Origin of the sequence: Exiguobacterium sp. SH0S7, assembly GCF_004337195.1 — a bacterium.
Classification (GTDB): domain Bacteria; phylum Bacillota; class Bacilli; order Exiguobacteriales; family Exiguobacteriaceae; genus Exiguobacterium; species Exiguobacterium aurantiacum_A.
In genome coordinates this window covers 118,949-136,249 of sequence record NZ_SJVA01000006.1, presented here as the reverse complement: position 1 = coordinate 136,249, position 17,301 = coordinate 118,949, and the positions used below count along the sequence as shown (strand labels likewise).

The window sequence follows — 17,301 nt, the reverse complement described above, 5'->3', positions numbered from 1 at the left end:
TCCTGCAGGAAAGCAATCCAACGGAGACCCAGCAGCGACATAAGTCGCGATGCGGCTCCGGGATTGCCTGCGGAAAGCGTGGGCGCCGGAAGGACGAGCGATTCTATTGATGTTAGTCAACAAGCTGCGGATGCGGACAAAGTTGTCCGCATCCTTATTTTCATGTTAAGTCTTTTGGCGAGAAGCCGTATGGCAGCATCTCTTCTTTTGTCATCACTTTCGTCTCACCGGCCATGTTGGCCAAGATCAACGTGAAGTCGTCACTCGCAAACTCGGCGATGACTTGACGACAAGCGCCACATGGCGAGATCGGGCCGTCCGTGTCTCCGACGACGACGACCGTGTCGATTGACTTGCTGCCTTCCGACACCGCCTTGAAGATGGCAGTCCGTTCCGCACACATCGACAAACCGTACGACGCGTTCTCGACGTTACAACCTAAGATTTCCTTACCCGTCTCATCGATGACGACGGCACCGACGTTGAACTTCGAGTAAGGTGTATATGCGCGCGACCGCGCGTCAATCGCCTTATGAACGAGCTCTTGAACTTTTTCATGTGGAATCATTGAATGTTCCTCCGCTTCTTGAATTTAAAAAAGAAGTCTGACATCTGAACTATAACGTGAAAACGTTTTCTTGACAAGCGTTTTCATGGTCCCGTCAATATTTTTTCTTCTTCTTTTTCTCGAAGACGACAATCGATTCGACGTGAGCCGTTTGCGGGAACATATCGTACGGTTGGACGTAGTTGACCTTATAATCGGCTTTCATGAGTTGATCCGCGTCGCGCACGAGCGTCTGCGGGTTACATGACACGTAGACGATCCGTTTCGCTTTCGAAGAAATCATCGCGTTTAGGAGCTGATGGTCCACACCTGTTCGCGGCGGGTCGACGACGATGACGTCAGGAATCCACCCGTCTTTCACCCAGCGCGGAATCCAATGTTCAGCGCGCCCCTCGACGTATGTCGCATGATTGTAGCCGTTCTCACGCATGTGAGCATTTGCGTCTTCAACCGCTTCAGGTACGACTTCCATCCCGCGAATCTCTTTCGCGTGCGGTGCGAGCCAAAGTCCGATTGAACCGACACCGGCGTACGCATCGATGACGCGTTCTTCACCAGTCAGACCGGCCGCCTCGACGACTTCACGGTACATGACTTCGGTTTGGGCCGGATTGAGTTGGAAGAAAGCACGTGGCGACAAGTGGTAATGCACGTCGTCTAGCTGCTCGTCCATCTTATCTTGACCGGCGATGTGGACCGTTCGGTAACCGAAGATGACGCCCGACCGGTTCGAGTTGATGTTGATATGGAACGAGACGACGTTCGGCAATTCCATGATGCGGTCGCTGAGCGTATCCAAGTTCGGTACGTCCTCACTCCCGACGACGAGAACGACTTGAACGTCGTTCGTCTTGTAACCTGAACGGACGACGATCGTCCGGGCAAAACCGACGTCACGTCTCGCGTCATAGACCGGGATGTCGAGCTCGTTCAAAATACGGACGATGGCGTTGTTGACGTTCGTCGTATCACGTTGTTGCACCATGCAGTGCTCGATCGGCACGAGGTCGTTCGAATTCGGCTTGTAGAGGCCTGAGACGATTTCGCCGCGTTGGACTGACAACGGGAATTGGGACTTATTACGATAGTACCAAGGGTTTTCCATCCCTTTCGTCGGACGGATATCGGACTTATCGACGTTCAACTTCGTCTTCTGACGGAACGCGTTGCGGACGATGTCTTCTTTATAGTCCATTTGCAGACGTGAACTCATATGTTGAATCTGGCAACCGCCACATTCGTCATAAATTGGACACGGCGGTTTGACCCGGTCCGGCGAGTCGTTGTGTCGCTTCGTGACCCGCGCCTCGGCATAGTTTCGTTCGATGCGCGTGATTTCGATATCGGCTCGTTCCCCTGGTAACAGGTTCGGGATAAAGATGACCATCCGATTGATCATCGCGATGCCCTCCCCGTTAATGCCTAACCGTTCTGCTTTCGTGCTTGCACGTTCTCCTACGATCAATTTCAATGTGTTTCATCCTTTCGAGATACTTGTTCTAAATCTTTGGCGTAACGTACGACTTTCGCACGTAAGGAATCAATATCAGCTAACAATCGATGCAAATCCTCTGGCGTCGTGAATTCGTCTAACGTGTTGACTGATAAGCACAGTAACTCCGTTCTCGATTTTAACACGTTCATTTTTCCTGCCGTATCTGTTCGTGATTTACCCATCTCATGATCGCTCCTTCGCTTAGTGACAAAGAGTTGTTATTATAGCATACTATTTCGTGTAACTTGATAAAAAGGTGGAATCCACATGCAAAACATCTCGACGACGTTCGATCCGTGGGAAGCGTATCTCGATCAAACCGAGTTCGGTCGACTCGTTCTCTCGAACGTCGAAGTGACGACGACGAAACTATGCAATATGCGCTGCGAGCATTGTGCGGTCGGCTATATGCTCGATCAAACGGAAGAACCCGAGGTCCCGCTCGAACTGTTGATTTCGCGCCTCGACGAGATCGAGCACTTGCGCGCCTTCTCGATCACGGGCGGTGAGCCGATGCTGTCGATGAAGTCAGTTCGAAACTATGTCGTCCCGCTTCTACGCTACGCTAAGGAGCGCGGTGCCCGCACACAGATCAACTCGAACTTGACGTTGCCGTTATCTCGCTATCATCTTATTACCCCTTACCTCGACGTTTTGCACATTTCTCATAATTGGGGAACGGACGCCGATTTCTTAGAGGGCGGTTTCGCGATGATGGACCGCAAGCCGAGCGAATCCGCTCGGCTCAAGATGCTTCAGACGATGAAGGACAATGCCCGAGCCCTCACGGCCGAAGGGGTCATCGTATCGGCCGAGACGATGATCAACAAGCGGACGATCCCCCATTTAAAAGAGATTCACGAGGAAATCGTCTCGCTCGGTTGTCAACGCCACGAATTGCACCCAATGTACCCCGCAGACTTCGCTAGCGCGCTCGAGTCAGCCTCTCTCGACGAGATCCGTCAAGCTATCCATGACGTACTCGACATTCGGGACGAGAACGTCTGGATGCTGTTTGGAACGTTGCCGTTTTACGCCTGCTCGGACTCAGAAGCCGACCGCGCCTTACTGCGGCGACTCTCGACTGCGAAAAACGTGACGGTCCGCAACGACCCGGACGGACGCTCCCGGTTGAACACGAACATTTTTGACGGTCAGATCATCGTCACCGACTTCGGCGACGAACTCGGCACACTCGGCACGTTGTACGATACGTCGTTCCAAGACGCGTACGATCAATGGACGAACAGCGCGTTGAACGCCACACTGTCGTGCCATTGTCCCGCCGTCAAATGCCTCGGACCGAACGCACTCGTCAAACAAGCGTACTATCCGACAGTCGACTTTAGACAACGTGTCGCCCACTCGTTTTAATTATTTCGATTCGGGAAATATTTAGTATATAAAACGAATCGAGGTGTTCGATGATGACAGCGATCTATGTGTTCATCGTTACCGTCATGGGAATCATCATTTTCGGAGGCGTGCTCAGCATCTTATTGACAGCCGCATTCGTTTCGGACAAAGTAGACCATGATGAAGTGTTCAGTCAAGGCAGTTGGGACGATGAGTTGTTACAAATAAATCATACTCCTCAACCGATTGATGAACCAAAAAGCTGAGACCTCTCAGCTTTTTATTTTTGTATGTGAGGTGACCTATGGAACGGTTTCGTTTTTCGATCTTATTGCTCGTCGTTTTTATTTCGGGCTTGATTCAAGGGGCGCTCATCCCTTTACTATCCACATTAATCGAACGTGACGGCAACCCGGCCTGGCTGAACGGACTGAACGCGACGATGCTCTATTTGGGCATCATCGTCTCGGCACCGCTACTCGAACGGTTCGTCCGCAAATACGGATTCCGCCCGACGATCGTCCTCGGCATCGTGTTGACGGCGCTCGCCACGTTCTTTTTACCGCTTTGGCCGTCACTGCTCATGTGGGCCGTCATGCGCTTCGTCATCGGATTCGGGGACTCGGCGCTTCACTACGGCTCGCAAGTGTGGGTCACGTCGGTGAGCGAGAAACGGAGTCTCGGCCGGGCGATGGCGTATTACGGGATGTCGTTCAGTCTCGGGTTCGCGGTCGGTCCGTTGATCGCCCCGCTCGTCGATATTCACTTTTGGCTCCCGTTCCTCGTTTTGATCTTCTTCTGTCTCGGATCACTCTTCCTTATCTTCAAGGTCGACAACGAGTACCCCGAGGCGGAGAAAGTGAAGACGGACTCGACCGGACGCATCCGCCTCGTCTTGATCGGTGCCGGGTACACGCTGCTTCCGGCTTTTACATACGGCTTTCTTGAAGCGAGCCTGAATGCGAACTTGCCGATCTTCACGGTCCGTAACGACATCGGGCTCGCGCAGACGAGCACGCTCATCACGACGTTCATCGTCGCGTCCATCATCGTCCAGTTGCCGCTCGGACGGCTCGCCGACCACTTCGGGAAGAAACGCGTCCTGCAAATCGTCTTGACGCTCGGTACGCTCTTGTTCGCCCTCGCGAACCTCGCCGTCGACAACTATTTGTGGCTGCTCGTCTTGTTCGCCTTGGCCGGTGCCGGACTCGGTTCCACGTATTCGCTCGGCCTCGCCCATATGACGGAAGTGTTGCCCCGCTCACTCTTACCGACCGGCAACATGCTGTACAGCATCTCGTTCAGTGTCGGGTCGATCAGCGGTCCGATGATCGGTGCGTTTTGGGTCGCGTTGCCTAAAGAAGTATATTTCCTCATGTACGCCTTAATCCTCGGCATCCTGTCGATCAGCCTATTCACGTCAAAAGCTAAACCAATCGAAGCATAAGTAAAGGATGAACCTCCGCGGAGATTCATCCTTTTCGTTTGTCATTCGTTTGGTGGCCCGACTCTGACATCGTTTCGTTCGAACGCTCGGATGAACACCTCATCAAGAGCGAATGGCTCCGTATCGAGTGATGCCAATACGTCGGACTTGAGCGTCACCTCGATGACGCGGTCATTGATTTGCCACTTCGTCTGGATATCGTCGCCTTGCCTAACGGCGCGCACATCGACTTGGTCGTGATGTTCTTTCAATCCGCGACTCACGCACTTCATCACGTACTTGACGTACTCATCTCGCGGCTGGCGTGACACGAGGATGTTTCGGACAATCAAATTTCTCGTCATGGCACAAACCCTCCCTTCTGTTAACTTGTCGTACGCAAGTCTTTACAACGAAGACTGATTCACAACTGAAAATTTTCAGAATTTTTAATATATTTTGCCATGAGAATAAACTTCCGTCAACTGTACCTCGAACTCATTTCGCGGCAGAGCCGCCCGGCCGACGACGACCTTGAAAATACGTTGACAAGTAGATGCCGGCGATGACGAATAGCAACCCGACGAGCGCGTTCCAAGGAATCGTCTCACCGAGCAGTAAACTCGATAACAAGACGCCGAACAAGGGAACAAAGAACATATAGAGCGACACCCGGCTCACCGGGTTGTGTTTCATGAGCGTGTTCCACAACGTGAAACCAATCGCTGATAACAATGCGAGGTATAACAGGAACAATAGTGTCTTCACCGTGTAAGGCAAGAACACGCCTCCTGGGTCAAGGATAAATCCGACAATCAACAGACCGAGCGAACCGATCACCATCGCCCAAGCGGTCATCGGGGCGACGTCATGATGTCGCGAGTAATCTTTCGCGACCAAGTTTCCGAACGCGCCAGACACCATCGCCAAGATGAGAAGAATTTCACCGATTCCAAAACCGATTTCCGAGCTTGCTGTTGGCCAGTTCGCGATGACGATTCCTGAGAAGCCGAGAGTGAGCGCGATGCCTTTCAACCGGTTCAACCGATCATCTTCATAACGGAAGTGGGCAAGCGCCATTTGAAAGAATGATGTCGAGCCGGCGATGATCGACCCTTGTACCCCGGTCGAGATGGACAATCCGATATAGAAGAACAGATATTGCAAAAACGTCAAGAACGCCCCTAAATGTGCGTATGCCTTCAACTTTTCCCGATTTAATCGAATCGGCCGCTTGAAGACGAGCCGGCTGATCACGAGCAACAGAATACCGGCCAGTAAAAACCGTTCGCCGGCAAAGAACAGTTGTTGGCCGTACTCGCCTGCTCCGATGTCTAACGCCTCATAACTTAATTTAATGAACGGGAAAGCACTCCCCCATAAAAACGTGTTGAACAACGCCAACAGCGTGACGCTCCAAGAGCGTTGAAAAATATTTTGCATGACACGAAATCTCCTTAATCTTTTAGTTTGTGAGTTGTTATGAATGGTGTTAAAATAGACTTACATGATAATCATTATAAACAAGGGAATTTCAAAAATGGATGATAAGCCCTTTAAACAAAGAAAGATAATGATAATCATCCTCATTCATTATCATTTAACTGATATATATTCTCAATTAGAAAGAGGTGTCTACTATGAACGTACACGCAACTACTGCACAAGAAAAAAGCCACGTCTTCAAACGGGCAAACTGGTTCGAACATATCGAGCTCATCATGGCGCTCATCAGCGGTGTATTGATTGTACTCGCATATTTCACAGAAAGACAAGGCGGAGCCCCTTCGATTTACGTCACACTCTACTTGAGCGCCTTCTTGATCGGCGGTTATGCCAAAGCCAAAGAAGGACTGACCGATACGTGGGAAACCCATTCATTGAACGTCGAGCTACTCATGATCATCGCGGCGATCGGCGCCGCCTCGATCGGCTATTGGATGGAGGGCGCGATCCTCATCTTCATCTTCGCCTTATCCGGAGCGCTCGAGACTTACACGCTGAACAAAAACGAGCGTGCGCTCGAATCGTTAATGGAACTCCAACCGGAACAAGCGACCCGTTTTGATGCAGCCGGCGGTCTCGAAGTTGTGCACATCGATGATTTAAAAGTCGGCGACCGGATTTACGTCCGGCCGGGCGAACGTATCCCGGTCGACGGGCGCATTTTGAGCGGGACCGCCTCTATCGAAGAAGCCGCCATCACCGGGGAATCGATTCCGGTTGATCGGACCGTCGGCGATGAAGTGTTCGGTTCAAGTGTTAACTTGAACGGGGTGCTCACGTTATCGGTGACGAAACTCGCTACCGAGACGTTGTTCCAAAAAATCATTCAAATGGTGCAGCAAGCCCAAGAAGAAAAATCGCCGTCGGCCCAGTTCATCGACCGCTACGAGGGACGATACGTCCAAATCGTGCTCATCTCGGTCACGGCCATCATCTTGCTCGGTCCCGTCCTCACTTCGTGGTCGCTCGAGACGAGCATATACCGCGGGATGATCCTGCTCGTCGTCGCCTCACCGTGTGCCCTCGTAGCAGCGATCACACCAGCCGCGCTTGCCGCCATCGCCTCGTCTGCTAAACACGGGATTTTGTTCAAAGGCGGTGTCCACATTGAAAACATGGGACGTCTCAAAGCGATCGCATTCGATAAGACAGGGACGCTCACAATCGGTAAGCCGGTCGTCCAAACGGCGTTGGTTCATCCTGATATGGCAGCAGAAGACGTTTACCGCGTCGTCAGTTTGATCGAAGAACATTCGATGCACCCGCTCGCCGAGGCGCTCGTCAAGTTCACAGGCAAACACACGGGAGACATGGATCACTTTAAAGACATCACCGGTTCAGGCATCGAGGCGACGATTGACGGCACTTCCTACCGGGTCGGTAAACAAAAGTTCGCCGACCGGAGCGGTGACTTCTACCGCGAAGATGTCGAACGGTTAAAAGCCGCCGGACACACACTCGTCTTCGTCAGTGACGATAAGCAGACGATCGGTGCATTCGCACTGCGTGACACGTTACGCCCGGAAGCCAAACAAGCGATTGAGCGCTTGAACCATCTCGGGATCGCGACGATCATGATCACAGGCGACAATGAAGCAACGGCACGCGCCATCGCGACGGAAGCGGGCTTGACCCGCTACATCGCCGAATGCCTCCCAGAAGAGAAAGTTGAACAAATCAAGCTGTTAAAACAAGAGTACGGCACGATTGGGATGATTGGCGACGGCATCAACGACGCCCCGGCCCTCGCGACAGCAGATGTCGGGATCGCCATGGGCGAAGGAACCGACGCCGCACTCGAGACGGCTGACGTCGTCCTCATGAAAAACGACCTCGTCCGCTTGAGTTCAGCAATCGAGCAATCTCGTAAATTGAACCGGATCGTCTTGCAGAACGTCGTGTTCGCCCTCGGTGTCATCCTCGTTTTGATCGCGACGAACATCTTCGAGCTGCTCGTCATGCCGTTCGCCGTCGTCGGTCATGAAGGGTCAACGATTCTCGTCATTTTGAACGGACTGCGCTTGCTCAGTTCTTCATGGGACTGACAAATTTCGACAACGTTTGAAACCGTCATTGAAAGCGAATGACGGTTTCGCTATAATGGAAACAGTGTGTCTAACAGACCGATAACAGATAGATGATTGGCTAAAGGTGGTACAGCATATGAATACGATTGCAGTGATCGGCAAAGTGTTTGTCGATATTAAAGGAACATCGTTCGCCCCGCTTCATAAAGATGCGAAAAACGTCGGAGACATCGCGTTCTCGAACGGCGGAACCGGCCGTAACGTCGCGCAAAACTTAGGCATCCTCGGTAACGACGTCCGGTTCGTGTCAACCGTCACAAACGACCAAATCGGGATGGGTGTCCTTCAAGAGCTTCGCGACTTAAACGTCAACGTCGATCATGTCGACCTGCTTGAAGATAACGGTATGGGCATGTGGCTCGCCGTCATGGACAATAACGGCGACCTCCAGACCTCGATCTCGAAACAACCAGATGAAGCGATGATGGAACAATGTATCCTCCGCCGAATCGATACGGTGTTCGCCGAAAGCGAAGCCGTCGCCATCGACCTCGATCTGTCGGTCAACGTCTTGAATGAGACGATTGAACTTTGTCGCGAGATGAAGCTCCCGCTTTACGGGGTGTGCGGTCATTTGTCCGTCATCGAGCGAAATCGCCACTTGCTTCAAGGCTTCACCGGCTTCATCTGTAGCCGTGAAGAAGCCGAAATCCTGTCTGATATGTCAATCGTCACCGTCGATGACGCATTGCGCGTCGCCGAAGTGCTCGCGATGAAAGGTGCGCCGCTCACAATCGTCACGATGAGCGAGCTCGGTGCCGTCTACGTCGATCTCCGGACGAACGAGCAAGGACACGTCCCGACGACGAAAGTCAAAGTTGCCGATTCAACAGGCGCCGGTGATTCATTCTTCTCGGCCGTCATCTCTGAATTGATGAAACATCATTCGATCGAAGACGCGCTCCGCCTCGGCATGCGCGTCGCCGCAAAAGTCATCGGTTCTCACGAGAACGGTTTGACTTCTGATATGTACGAATCGCTAGAACAAACGACGACAGATTAACAAAGCGCATCGACGGTGAGTCGATGCGTTTTGTTCACTATAAGCTACCGAAAGGAACGATCCCATTGGTCAGAACAAAATTACGCAGCGCCATCATCCTCACGAACGAACACGACGAGGTCGCGCTCATTCGACGCGAAAAAGAAAACGCACTCTATTACGTCTTCCCTGGCGGCGGTGTCGAGTTTGGCCATACGGCTGAAGAAACTGCCGTCCGTGAAGCTTATGAAGAACTCGGCGTCCACGTCGAGCTTGAAGGAGTCGCCGCCTACGTCGCCTTCAACGGTGAATTGAATCCTTATTTTTGGGCCCGCGTCACAAGTGGCGAATTCGGAACCGGTACAGGCGAAGAGTTCCAAGCTGAACAGACGAACGGCTCGTACACACCGATTTGGGTGAAGCGGAGCGCATTGAGCCGCCTGCCGGTCAGACCCCCTTCTTTAGCCGAGCTGCTCACCACCACTCCAGAACGATTCTTTGACAAAACGTTAGCCGAAGACTGAATCAATGTGTAACCTGCTGACAAATCGGGAAAGATAGTTTCTAACGATAACGTTCAGGAGGATATGTGCATGGACACTACAGAAGTGAAAGAAAAAAAGAATTGGCTCTCCTTCGGGAAAGAGTTGTTTCGTCGTTTTAAAGAGCATGACGTTCAAGATTACGGCGCAACGCTCGCTTTTTTTTGGTTCTTATCGATTTTCCCGGGAATCATTTTTATTTTAGCGTTGCTCTCGTTCTTCGATATCACGCAAGCGTCGTTTCAAGAACAGCTAAATAACCTAGCGCCAGGTTCGGCGGCGACCGATTTTTTATCAGGGATCTTTGAGGCGATCGGCGAGCCACGAGGCGGACTGCTCTCGATTGGTGCGATTTTAGCGATTTGGTCGGCCTCTAAAGGGGTCGAACGGTTGATCAATATGGCAATCCACGCGTACGGTGAGGACAACGAACGCAACTTCTTCGTCAGTAAAGGCATCGCCCTCGGCTTGACGTTCCTCCTCGGCGTCGGCGTCTTGCTGCTCATCATTTCGAACGTGTTCGGCTCACAGATCATCGGATTCATTTCAGACTACCTCCCGATTTCCGGTGCCGAAGTCGTCTTGATCAACGTGTTCCGTTACGTGCTGACGACGGTCATCTTAATCTTGACGCTGTCGATCTTTTATAAGATCGCACCGCAACAACACGTATTTTGGAAAAGCACCGTCCCCGGCGCCATCTTCGGCGTCATCGCTTGGCAGCTCGTCTCACTCGGTTTTAGCCTGTACGTCTCGAACTTTGGCAACTACGATTCGACGTACGGGTCACTAGGAGGCATCATCGTCACGTTGCTTTGGCTGCAGTTGACCGGCATGATCATTTTGATCGGCTCTGAGATCAACGCCACGTGGCAATGCTTCTTCAAAACCCCGAGCGAGCAGGAGTATGAGAAAAACTATAAGAAAAACAAAAAGTCCAAGTCGAAAGACTCGGACGAAGATGACTACAAAGATATTCCGGTCAACACGTACGGATGACAAAAGGCGAGCTCCGTTGAGAGAGCTCGCCTTTTGCATGGATGATTATGCCTCTACGACATCGAGTCGACCCGTCCCTGGATCGATGACAAATCCGTAGACGTTCGTGGCCGGTGGCAGGAGCGGATGGTTTTTGATCAGACTGACCGAGTTGACGACGTTCGCCTCGACCGAGTCAAAGCCGTGCAACCACTTCTCCAAGTTCATGCCTGAGGCTTTGAGCGTCTGTAACGTCTGCGGCTCAATTCCGCGCCGCTCCATCTCGCCGATGACCGCGTTCGGGTCGATAGCGGCCATGCCACAATCGTAGTGCCCGATGACGACCACTTCTTCCGCACCGAGAGCGTATAAGGCGACGAGAATCGAACGCATGACCGATCCGAACGGATGCGACAATACCGCGCCCGCGTTTTTGATGATTTTCGCGTCGCCGTTCTTCAAACCGAGCGCATGTGGCAATAGCGACGTCAACCGTGTGTCCATACAAGTTAAAATGACAATTTTCTTATCGGGAAATTTATCTGACACATACTGCTCATACCGCTTCTCTGTCACGAACCGTTCATTGAACGCAAGCATGTCTTTGACGACTGACATATCGTTTCCCTCCTCTATGTTTATGCGATAACGCGTGCGACGATCAACCCGATGACCATCCAAGCCCCGAACAACGTGTTGACCTTCGCCGTCATCGCCATCGCCGGCATCAAGTCGGCCGGCTCGCGTTTCACCCAGAAACGCTTCACCGCACGAATCATGATCGGAACGGTCAATAGCGAAAGCAATACCCAAGGCGTCACCCCGTAAACGAATACGGCGACGAGGATACCAATCAGCGCAACGATAAAGAATCCGGCCAAAACGAGCACTGCTCGGCGATGTCCGACGAGACACGCGATTGTGCGTCGTCCGTTCACCTTATCGTTATCCAAGTCTCGAATATTGTTGGCCAGTAAAATCGCCCCGATCAAGAGCGCCATCGGGAACGACACGAGCAACAACTCAGTCGTCACCGTGCCGATTTGAATATATCCTGAAATCCCGATGATGACGTAGCCCATGAACAATCCGGCGACGAGTTCACCGAACGGCGTATACGCGATCGGAAGCGGGCCACCCGTATACAGATAGCCGACCACCATCGACAACGCTCCGATCCAAAGCAAATGCCAGCTCGTCGAAGCGGCAATGTATAGGCCGAGAATTCCCGCGACGCCATACATCCCGAGCGCGATGCCGAGCACTTGACCCGGCGTGAACCCGTCTCGCACGATCGAGCCGCCAATTCCAATCGAGCCCTCGTGGTCGAGCCCGCGTTTGTAGTCATAGTATTCATTAAATAAATTCGTCGCGATTTGAATCAAGACCGAGGCGATGAGCATCGCCAAGAACAGACCCCATTTCAAATCGGTTTGACCGACGACGATAAACGTTCCTAACAGCACCGGAATAAAGCTCGCCGTCAGTGTGTGCGGACGAATCATGCGCCAATAAGCACCTTTCTCTCTCTTCTTCATCTACTTCCCTCCCTTCGTTAGTTTACGTCTCCACAAAAAAATCTGTCAATGCCCGCCCCTCAATCGTCTGAAGTCATGTTTCTCGAGCATTTGACGGGCAGTACAGCCGTTAAGTCATGATACACTAAAAGATGAATATTCTATCGGATTGAGGAGGCTTTTCTTATATGCCAGATACTCAAACACACATTAAACAACGAATCGAACAAGCGCATAAACGCGCACGCGCATGGCAACGACCTGTCCTTGCCTCATACACGTGGGAGATCCCTTCGTTCGACGCGTTTCATATCATTCAAAATACAGAAACATCACACTATTATTTTTCGACACCCGATCGCTCACTTGAAATGCTCGGTTGTGCCGACGCGCTCGTCTTGACGGCGTCCGGACCCGAACGGTTCCAACGTCTGCAATACGACTGGAGCCTGCATCGCCGAGATGTCGATGCCGTCATCTATGCGTTCTCAGGATTTTCGTTCGATACGTTCGTCCGACCTCAAAAAAACATGTGGGACTCATTCGGCGAGGCGGCTTTAGTCGTCCCTAAATTTTTATACCGTCGTTCCGGTGACAGGCACACGTTGACGGTGTCGACCCTTGTTTCTTCAAACCAGACCGTTGAACAATATTTAATTCAACTAGCCGACCAATTGGCCCAGTTCAACGCCCTGCACGCGCCCGATGAGTCGACACCGACGTATTCGAAAGTAAAAGACGGCGTCGATCACTTTAAATCAAGTTTTCAACAGGCGAAAGGATATATCGCCGAAGAAAAAGTCGAGAAACTCGTCATCGCCCGGGAAGAGATTTACCAGACGTCAGATGAAGCGTTCCCGTTCGCGAAGACGCTACGGCACTTGTCTGAACATCAAGAAGGCAGTTATGTGTTCTTATATCAACCGAAACGGGAAATCGGATTTTTCGGGGCCACACCGGAGCGGCTCGTCCGTAAACAAGGGCCGCATATCGAGACTGCGGCCATCGCCGGCACGATCAAACGCCCGGATACGGACGCGGAAACCGAGACGGCGAAACAGCAGTTGTTGCATGACCGTAAAAATTTAGAAGAGCACCAAATCGTCGTCAAAGACATTCAAAACGCTCTCACGCCTTATGCAGCGACCATTCATGTCGCACCGTCCCCGACGATTTTAGAGAACCGCTCGGTATTTCATTTACACACACCGATCAAAGCGACTTTGGACACGAACGCGTCTCTCCTCTCCATCATTGAATCGTTGCACCCGACACCCGCACTCGGCGGTTCTCCGAAGCGGACGGCCGTCCGCTTGCTGCGCGACATCGAACGGTTCGATCGCGGCTGGTACGGCTCACCGTTCGGCTGGTTGAACACCGACGGAGAAGGTGAATTTGTCGTCTCCATCCGTTCGGCCCTCGTCCAGCATCAGTTCGTGGCATTATACGCAGGCTGTGGAATCGTCCAAGAGTCTGAACTCGAATCAGAGCTAGCCGAGACAGAAGTCAAATTGAGCCCGATCAAGCAAGCGCTCGGGTTAGACCAAGTCATTTCAGGAGGCAATCACGAATGAACGATATGTTAACGAATTGGGTATCCCATATGATGAATCGACTCGTCGAAACTGGGATTTATGACGTCGTCATCAGTCCCGGTTCGCGTTCGACACCGCTGGCGATGGCCGCGTATTTGCACCCGAATATACGCCATCACGTCGTCGTCGATGAGCGTTCAGCCGCTTTCTTCGCGCTCGGACTGACCCGCGCTGGCGAAGACGTTCGGCCGGTCGCATTAATTTGTACGAGCGGCACAGCCGCTACCAACTATTTTTCAGCTGTCGCCGAGGCAACGATTTCCCAGCTCCCGCTCGTCGTCTTGACGACAGATCGGCCGCATGAGTTGCGTAACGTCGGGGCCCCGCAAGCAATCGATCAAGTCCGTCTCTACGGTGAACATGTGAAGACGAGCCTCGATCTACCGGTGCCCGAGCCAGAGAGTCTGCGCTATATGGAACAAGCCGTCGGACGTCTCGTACGCTTGAGTGCGCAGGCCCCGCTCGGACCGGTCCATATTAACATTCCGTTCCGAGAACCGTTACTGCCCGATATCGACCGTCTGAAGTCACAATTGACCGCCACTTCGAGACGGAGCGAGACCTCGTACATTCGTCCCGTCACCGACGACTTGGCTCGCTTCAAACAAGAGACGGCCGTCGAACGGCTCGCTTTCGTCGTCGGACCTGGCACGCCGACGCCTTGGCTCGAAACCATCTACAACGTAGCAAACACTCACCGAATTCCGGTGTTCGCCGATCCGCTAAGTGGCATGCGTTGCTTTGACGGCGTTTTGACGAATTATGACACGTGGCTCGCAAGTGAGCATAGCCCAGAATGGACGCCGAATGCGGTCGTTCGCTTCGGTGCGGCTCCTGTATCGAAACGGTTGAATGAATGGCTCAAACAGACCCACCAAATCTTGATTGAACAGCCTGGCTCGTTTCGCGACCCATCGAGTCGTGCGACTGTCGTCTACGGCGACGCGAATGATTATTTGGATGTCATCGACGTCCCGTTTGACGACGTCTACCGCGCTCGTTTTTCCTTATTCGAACAAGTCGCCGAATCGGCCAAACCAAGTCTGAGCGGTGAGAGCGCCTTGACGCGTCACGTCTTGAACGCTCAGATCGACCGCTTGTTCGTCAGCAACAGCATGCCGATCCGTGACGTCGACACGACGCTCGGCGCCGGACAAGCCGTATCCGTCTTCGCCAACCGAGGCGCGAACGGAATCGACGGAATCATCTCGAGCGCGCTCGGCGCTTGCCACGACACAGAACGAGCCGCGTTACTGATCGGTGACTTGGCGTTCTATCACGACAGCAACGCCCTGCAGTTACTAAAGACGCATCCTGGCTCGTTCTCGATCATCGTCGCCAACAACAACGGCGGCGGTATCTTCTCCTTCTTACCGCAAGCATCAATCGAGCCACAGATGTTCGAAGACTTGTTCGGTACACCGCTCGACTTGAACATCCGTGGCTTCGCCGACACATACGGGCTTAGCTATCAACTGCTCGAACGTCCAGAAGACGTGACAGCAGCGATCGAGGCCGGGATTCAGTTGATCGAATTCCCGTCTGACCGTGCCGACAACGTCTTATCCCACCGGAACTGGACGGAATCGATCTGCACGCGTCTCACGTTGGAGAACGGGACGTGAGACGTACTGTCCGTGACGTGTCGTATGAAGTAATCGAGCACGGGTCCGGAAGACCGGTCCTCTTGTTGCACGGCTTCACGAGCAACGCCGGATGGCTCTCGTATTTCCCTGACTTGCCGGTGCGCCTCGTCGCCCCGTCCCTGCTTCAACATGGACAGACCGGCAGTTGCTCGGTCGCCCGCGCGAAGATGAGCCAACAAGTGAAGGATTTGTCGACGCTGCTCGACACGGACGAAAGGCCGTGGACGGTCATCGGCTATTCGCTCGGCGGCCGCATCGGGATGACACTCGCAGCCTGTGACGAGCGCGTGGACCACTTCATCGGGATTAGTACGACGCCCGGTCTCACCGCTTCAGAACGACGAGCGCGACGCGACGCCGATGAACGGCTCGCGCGACGAATCGAGACGGACGGAATCGAAGCGTTCGTCGCCGCATGGGAGATGCTCCCGCTTTGGCGCCAAACGGACGAGATGCGGGCCTCGCTTCGACATGAGCGGCTCGCTCAAGACCCGTCAGCGCTCGCGAACAGTTTGCGCGCCATCGGGACCGGCAGTATGCCGTCGCTATGGACGCATCTTGACCGCCTGCCTCGAACCGATTTGATCGTCGGTGCGCACGATGTGAAGTTTCAAACGATTGCTCGCGCTATGTGCGAACGTCGTCCAGACATTCGGATACACGAAATTTCGGGTGCGGGCCACGCTCCCCATATCGAGAACACCCAACAATTTGGTACAATGATAGAGAAATTGATTTTAGGGGGAATTTAAATGGAATCAGTAGCAAACTGGACATCGGTCCGTACGTATGAAGACATTAAATATGAGAAGTGGAACGGGATCGCAAAAATCACGATCAACCGCCCGGAAGTTCGGAACGCGTTCCGTCCGCTCACGGTCAACGAATTGATTGACGCGTTCGCGCGCGCCCGTGACGATAAAGAAGTCGGCGTCATCATCTTGACAGGTGAAGGCGATCAAGCCTTCTGCTCAGGTGGCGACCAAAAAGTTCGCGGTCACGGCGGCTACGTCGGTGACGATGATATCCCGCGCTTGAACGTTCTTGATCTTCAGCGCTTGATCCGAGTCATCCCGAAACCGGTCATCGCCATGGTCGCTGGATACGCCATCGGTGGCGGACACGTCTTGCACCTCGTCTGTGACTTGACGATTGCGGCCGACAACGCTCGTTTCGGTCAAACTGGACCGAAAGTCGGTTCATTCGATGCCGGTTACGGTTCAGGCTACTTGGCACGTATCGTCGGACATAAAAAGGCTCGTGAGATTTGGTACTTGTGCCGTCAATACGACGCACAACAAGCGCTCGACATGGGGCTCATCAACACGGTCGTCCCGCTCGAACAGCTTGAAGCCGAGACGGTCCAATGGTGCCAAGAGATTTTGCAACACTCGCCGACAGCACTCCGCTTCTTGAAAGCTGCGATGAACGCTGATACGGACGGCTTGGCCGGAATCCAACAGCTCGCCGGTGACGCGACGCTCCTTTACTACACGACAGATGAAGCAAAAGAAGGCCGTGACGCCTTCAAAGAAAAACGTGACCCTGACTTCGGTCAATTCCCGCGTTTCCCGTAAATCGTAAGAGAGTAGCGAATTCGCTA

General features: G+C 52.9%; 18 protein-coding genes. 11 read left to right on the top strand and 7 right to left on the bottom strand.

Annotated elements, in window-relative coordinates:
- Nucleotides 1-160 precede the first annotated feature (160 nt).
- The 3 genes from cdd to EVJ22_RS10995 form a co-directional block, all read right to left on the bottom strand.
- The gene (gene cdd / locus EVJ22_RS11005; RefSeq protein WP_131443918.1) at nucleotides 161-568 is read right to left on the bottom strand and encodes a cytidine deaminase; all 408 of its coding nucleotides are present in this window, start codon (nucleotides 566-568) and stop codon (nucleotides 161-163) included.
- Between the two features lie 94 nt (nucleotides 569-662).
- On the bottom strand, nucleotides 663-2,039 hold the full coding sequence (gene rlmD / locus EVJ22_RS11000; RefSeq protein ID WP_070328938.1) for a 23S rRNA (uracil(1939)-C(5))-methyltransferase RlmD: 1,377 nt from the start codon (nucleotides 2,037-2,039) through the stop codon (nucleotides 663-665).
- Nucleotides 2,036-2,245 (bottom strand): hypothetical protein, encoded by a 210-nt coding sequence (locus EVJ22_RS10995; protein WP_016510454.1) that lies wholly within the window; start codon nucleotides 2,243-2,245, stop codon nucleotides 2,036-2,038. The genes rlmD and EVJ22_RS10995 overlap by 4 nt, the downstream gene beginning before the upstream one ends.
- 85 nt (nucleotides 2,246-2,330) lie before the next feature.
- Here EVJ22_RS10995 and yfkAB point away from each other — a divergent pair, with 85 nt between their 5' ends.
- The 3 genes from yfkAB to EVJ22_RS10980 are packed head-to-tail and all read left to right on the top strand — an operon-like array spanning nucleotide 2,331 to nucleotide 4,866.
- Nucleotides 2,331-3,437, top strand: coding sequence for a radical SAM/CxCxxxxC motif protein YfkAB (gene yfkAB / locus EVJ22_RS10990; protein WP_071399171.1), 1,107 nt, complete (start codon nucleotides 2,331-2,333; stop codon nucleotides 3,435-3,437).
- Nucleotides 3,438-3,490: 53 nt separating this feature from the next.
- On the top strand, nucleotides 3,491-3,685 hold the full coding sequence (locus tag EVJ22_RS10985; RefSeq protein ID WP_233589689.1) for a hypothetical protein: 195 nt from the start codon (nucleotides 3,491-3,493) through the stop codon (nucleotides 3,683-3,685).
- 38 nt (nucleotides 3,686-3,723) lie between these two features.
- Nucleotides 3,724-4,866 carry an MFS transporter gene (locus tag EVJ22_RS10980; protein ID WP_016510467.1) on the top strand — a complete coding sequence of 381 codons (1,143 nt, stop codon included), beginning with the start codon at nucleotides 3,724-3,726 and terminating at the stop codon, nucleotides 4,864-4,866.
- Nucleotides 4,867-4,907: 41 nt separating this feature from the next.
- Here the strand turns inward: EVJ22_RS10980 and EVJ22_RS10975 are convergent, their stop codons facing one another.
- A complete protein-coding gene (locus tag EVJ22_RS10975; protein ID WP_016510464.1) occupies nucleotides 4,908-5,210 on the bottom strand; it encodes a hypothetical protein in 303 nt (100 codons plus the stop codon).
- Nucleotides 5,211-5,343: 133 nt separating this feature from the next.
- Complete coding sequence (locus EVJ22_RS10970) at nucleotides 5,344-6,288, bottom strand: DMT family transporter (RefSeq protein WP_131441097.1); 945 nt, start codon at nucleotides 6,286-6,288, stop codon at nucleotides 5,344-5,346.
- 197 nt (nucleotides 6,289-6,485) lie between these two features.
- On the opposite strand from EVJ22_RS10970, the gene EVJ22_RS10965 reads away from it, so the two are divergent.
- The 4 genes from EVJ22_RS10965 to EVJ22_RS10950 all read left to right on the top strand — a co-directional run bounded on the left by EVJ22_RS10965 (nucleotide 6,486) and on the right by EVJ22_RS10950 (nucleotide 10,961).
- Nucleotides 6,486-8,396 (top strand): heavy metal translocating P-type ATPase, encoded by a 1,911-nt coding sequence (locus EVJ22_RS10965; protein ID WP_071399169.1) that lies wholly within the window; start codon nucleotides 6,486-6,488, stop codon nucleotides 8,394-8,396.
- A gap of 118 nt (nucleotides 8,397-8,514) precedes the next feature.
- Nucleotides 8,515-9,441, top strand: a complete 927-nt coding sequence (locus EVJ22_RS10960) for a carbohydrate kinase family protein (protein ID WP_071399168.1) — start codon at nucleotides 8,515-8,517, stop codon at nucleotides 9,439-9,441.
- A 23-nt stretch (nucleotides 9,442-9,464) separates the two neighbouring features.
- Nucleotides 9,465-9,944 (top strand): NUDIX hydrolase, encoded by a 480-nt coding sequence (locus tag EVJ22_RS10955; RefSeq protein WP_071399167.1) that lies wholly within the window; start codon nucleotides 9,465-9,467, stop codon nucleotides 9,942-9,944.
- 69 nt (nucleotides 9,945-10,013) lie between these two features.
- Nucleotides 10,014-10,961 carry a YihY/virulence factor BrkB family protein gene (locus EVJ22_RS10950; protein ID WP_071399166.1) on the top strand — a complete coding sequence of 316 codons (948 nt, stop codon included), beginning with the start codon at nucleotides 10,014-10,016 and terminating at the stop codon, nucleotides 10,959-10,961.
- A 45-nt stretch (nucleotides 10,962-11,006) separates the two neighbouring features.
- Here EVJ22_RS10950 and EVJ22_RS10945 read toward each other — a convergent pair whose 3' ends face one another.
- A complete protein-coding gene (locus EVJ22_RS10945) occupies nucleotides 11,007-11,558 on the bottom strand; it encodes a beta-class carbonic anhydrase (RefSeq protein ID WP_071399165.1) in 552 nt (183 codons plus the stop codon).
- Nucleotides 11,559-11,578: 20 nt separating this feature from the next.
- Complete coding sequence (locus EVJ22_RS10940; protein WP_071399164.1) at nucleotides 11,579-12,478, bottom strand: 1,4-dihydroxy-2-naphthoate polyprenyltransferase; 900 nt, start codon at nucleotides 12,476-12,478, stop codon at nucleotides 11,579-11,581.
- Between the two features lie 167 nt (nucleotides 12,479-12,645).
- Here EVJ22_RS10940 and EVJ22_RS10935 point away from each other — a divergent pair, with 167 nt between their 5' ends.
- From EVJ22_RS10935 to menB, 4 genes are read left to right on the top strand one after another with little or no spacing between them, the layout of a single operon-like run.
- Nucleotides 12,646-14,031 (top strand): isochorismate synthase, encoded by a 1,386-nt coding sequence (locus EVJ22_RS10935; RefSeq protein WP_131443917.1) that lies wholly within the window; start codon nucleotides 12,646-12,648, stop codon nucleotides 14,029-14,031.
- Nucleotides 14,028-15,677 carry a 2-succinyl-5-enolpyruvyl-6-hydroxy-3-cyclohexene-1-carboxylic-acid synthase gene (gene menD, locus EVJ22_RS10930; RefSeq protein WP_071399162.1) on the top strand — a complete coding sequence of 550 codons (1,650 nt, stop codon included), beginning with the start codon at nucleotides 14,028-14,030 and terminating at the stop codon, nucleotides 15,675-15,677. The genes EVJ22_RS10935 and menD overlap by 4 nt, the downstream gene beginning before the upstream one ends.
- Nucleotides 15,674-16,450, top strand: coding sequence for an alpha/beta fold hydrolase (locus EVJ22_RS10925; protein ID WP_071399161.1), 777 nt, complete (start codon nucleotides 15,674-15,676; stop codon nucleotides 16,448-16,450). Before menD ends, EVJ22_RS10925 begins: the two co-directional genes overlap by 4 nt.
- Nucleotides 16,451-17,275: a 1,4-dihydroxy-2-naphthoyl-CoA synthase gene (gene menB, locus EVJ22_RS10920; RefSeq protein WP_070328925.1), complete on the top strand. Its 825-nt coding sequence runs from the start codon at nucleotides 16,451-16,453 to the stop codon at nucleotides 17,273-17,275.
- Nucleotides 17,276-17,301 lie beyond the last annotated feature (26 nt).

Excerpts from the sequence above, each read along its gene's own strand:
- EVJ22_RS10935 (WP_131443917.1), top strand. The coding sequence starts at position 12,646 with ATGCCAGATACTCAAACACACATTAAACAACGAATCGAACAAGCGCAT.
- EVJ22_RS10945 (WP_071399165.1), bottom strand. The coding sequence starts at position 11,558 with ATGTCAGTCGTCAAAGACATGCTTGCGTTCAATGAACGGTTCGTGACA.
- EVJ22_RS10995 (WP_016510454.1), bottom strand. The coding sequence starts at position 2,245 with ATGGGTAAATCACGAACAGATACGGCAGGAAAAATGAACGTGTTAAAA.
- EVJ22_RS10960 (WP_071399168.1), top strand. The coding sequence starts at position 8,515 with ATGAATACGATTGCAGTGATCGGCAAAGTGTTTGTCGATATTAAAGGA.
- EVJ22_RS10970 (WP_131441097.1), bottom strand. The coding sequence starts at position 6,288 with ATGCAAAATATTTTTCAACGCTCTTGGAGCGTCACGCTGTTGGCGTTG.
- menB (WP_070328925.1), top strand. The coding sequence starts at position 16,451 with ATGGAATCAGTAGCAAACTGGACATCGGTCCGTACGTATGAAGACATT.
- EVJ22_RS10965 (WP_071399169.1), top strand. The coding sequence starts at position 6,486 with ATGAACGTACACGCAACTACTGCACAAGAAAAAAGCCACGTCTTCAAA.
- EVJ22_RS10975 (WP_016510464.1), bottom strand. The coding sequence starts at position 5,210 with ATGACGAGAAATTTGATTGTCCGAAACATCCTCGTGTCACGCCAGCCG.
- EVJ22_RS10985 (WP_233589689.1), top strand. The coding sequence starts at position 3,491 with ATGACAGCGATCTATGTGTTCATCGTTACCGTCATGGGAATCATCATT.
- EVJ22_RS10950 (WP_071399166.1), top strand. The coding sequence starts at position 10,014 with ATGGACACTACAGAAGTGAAAGAAAAAAAGAATTGGCTCTCCTTCGGG.
- cdd (WP_131443918.1), bottom strand. The coding sequence starts at position 568 with ATGATTCCACATGAAAAAGTTCAAGAGCTCGTTCATAAGGCGATTGAC.
- menD (WP_071399162.1), top strand. The coding sequence starts at position 14,028 with ATGAACGATATGTTAACGAATTGGGTATCCCATATGATGAATCGACTC.
- yfkAB (WP_071399171.1), top strand. The coding sequence starts at position 2,331 with ATGCAAAACATCTCGACGACGTTCGATCCGTGGGAAGCGTATCTCGAT.
- EVJ22_RS10940 (WP_071399164.1), bottom strand. The coding sequence starts at position 12,478 with ATGAAGAAGAGAGAGAAAGGTGCTTATTGGCGCATGATTCGTCCGCAC.
- EVJ22_RS10980 (WP_016510467.1), top strand. The coding sequence starts at position 3,724 with ATGGAACGGTTTCGTTTTTCGATCTTATTGCTCGTCGTTTTTATTTCG.
- EVJ22_RS10955 (WP_071399167.1), top strand. The coding sequence starts at position 9,465 with ATGCGTTTTGTTCACTATAAGCTACCGAAAGGAACGATCCCATTGGTC.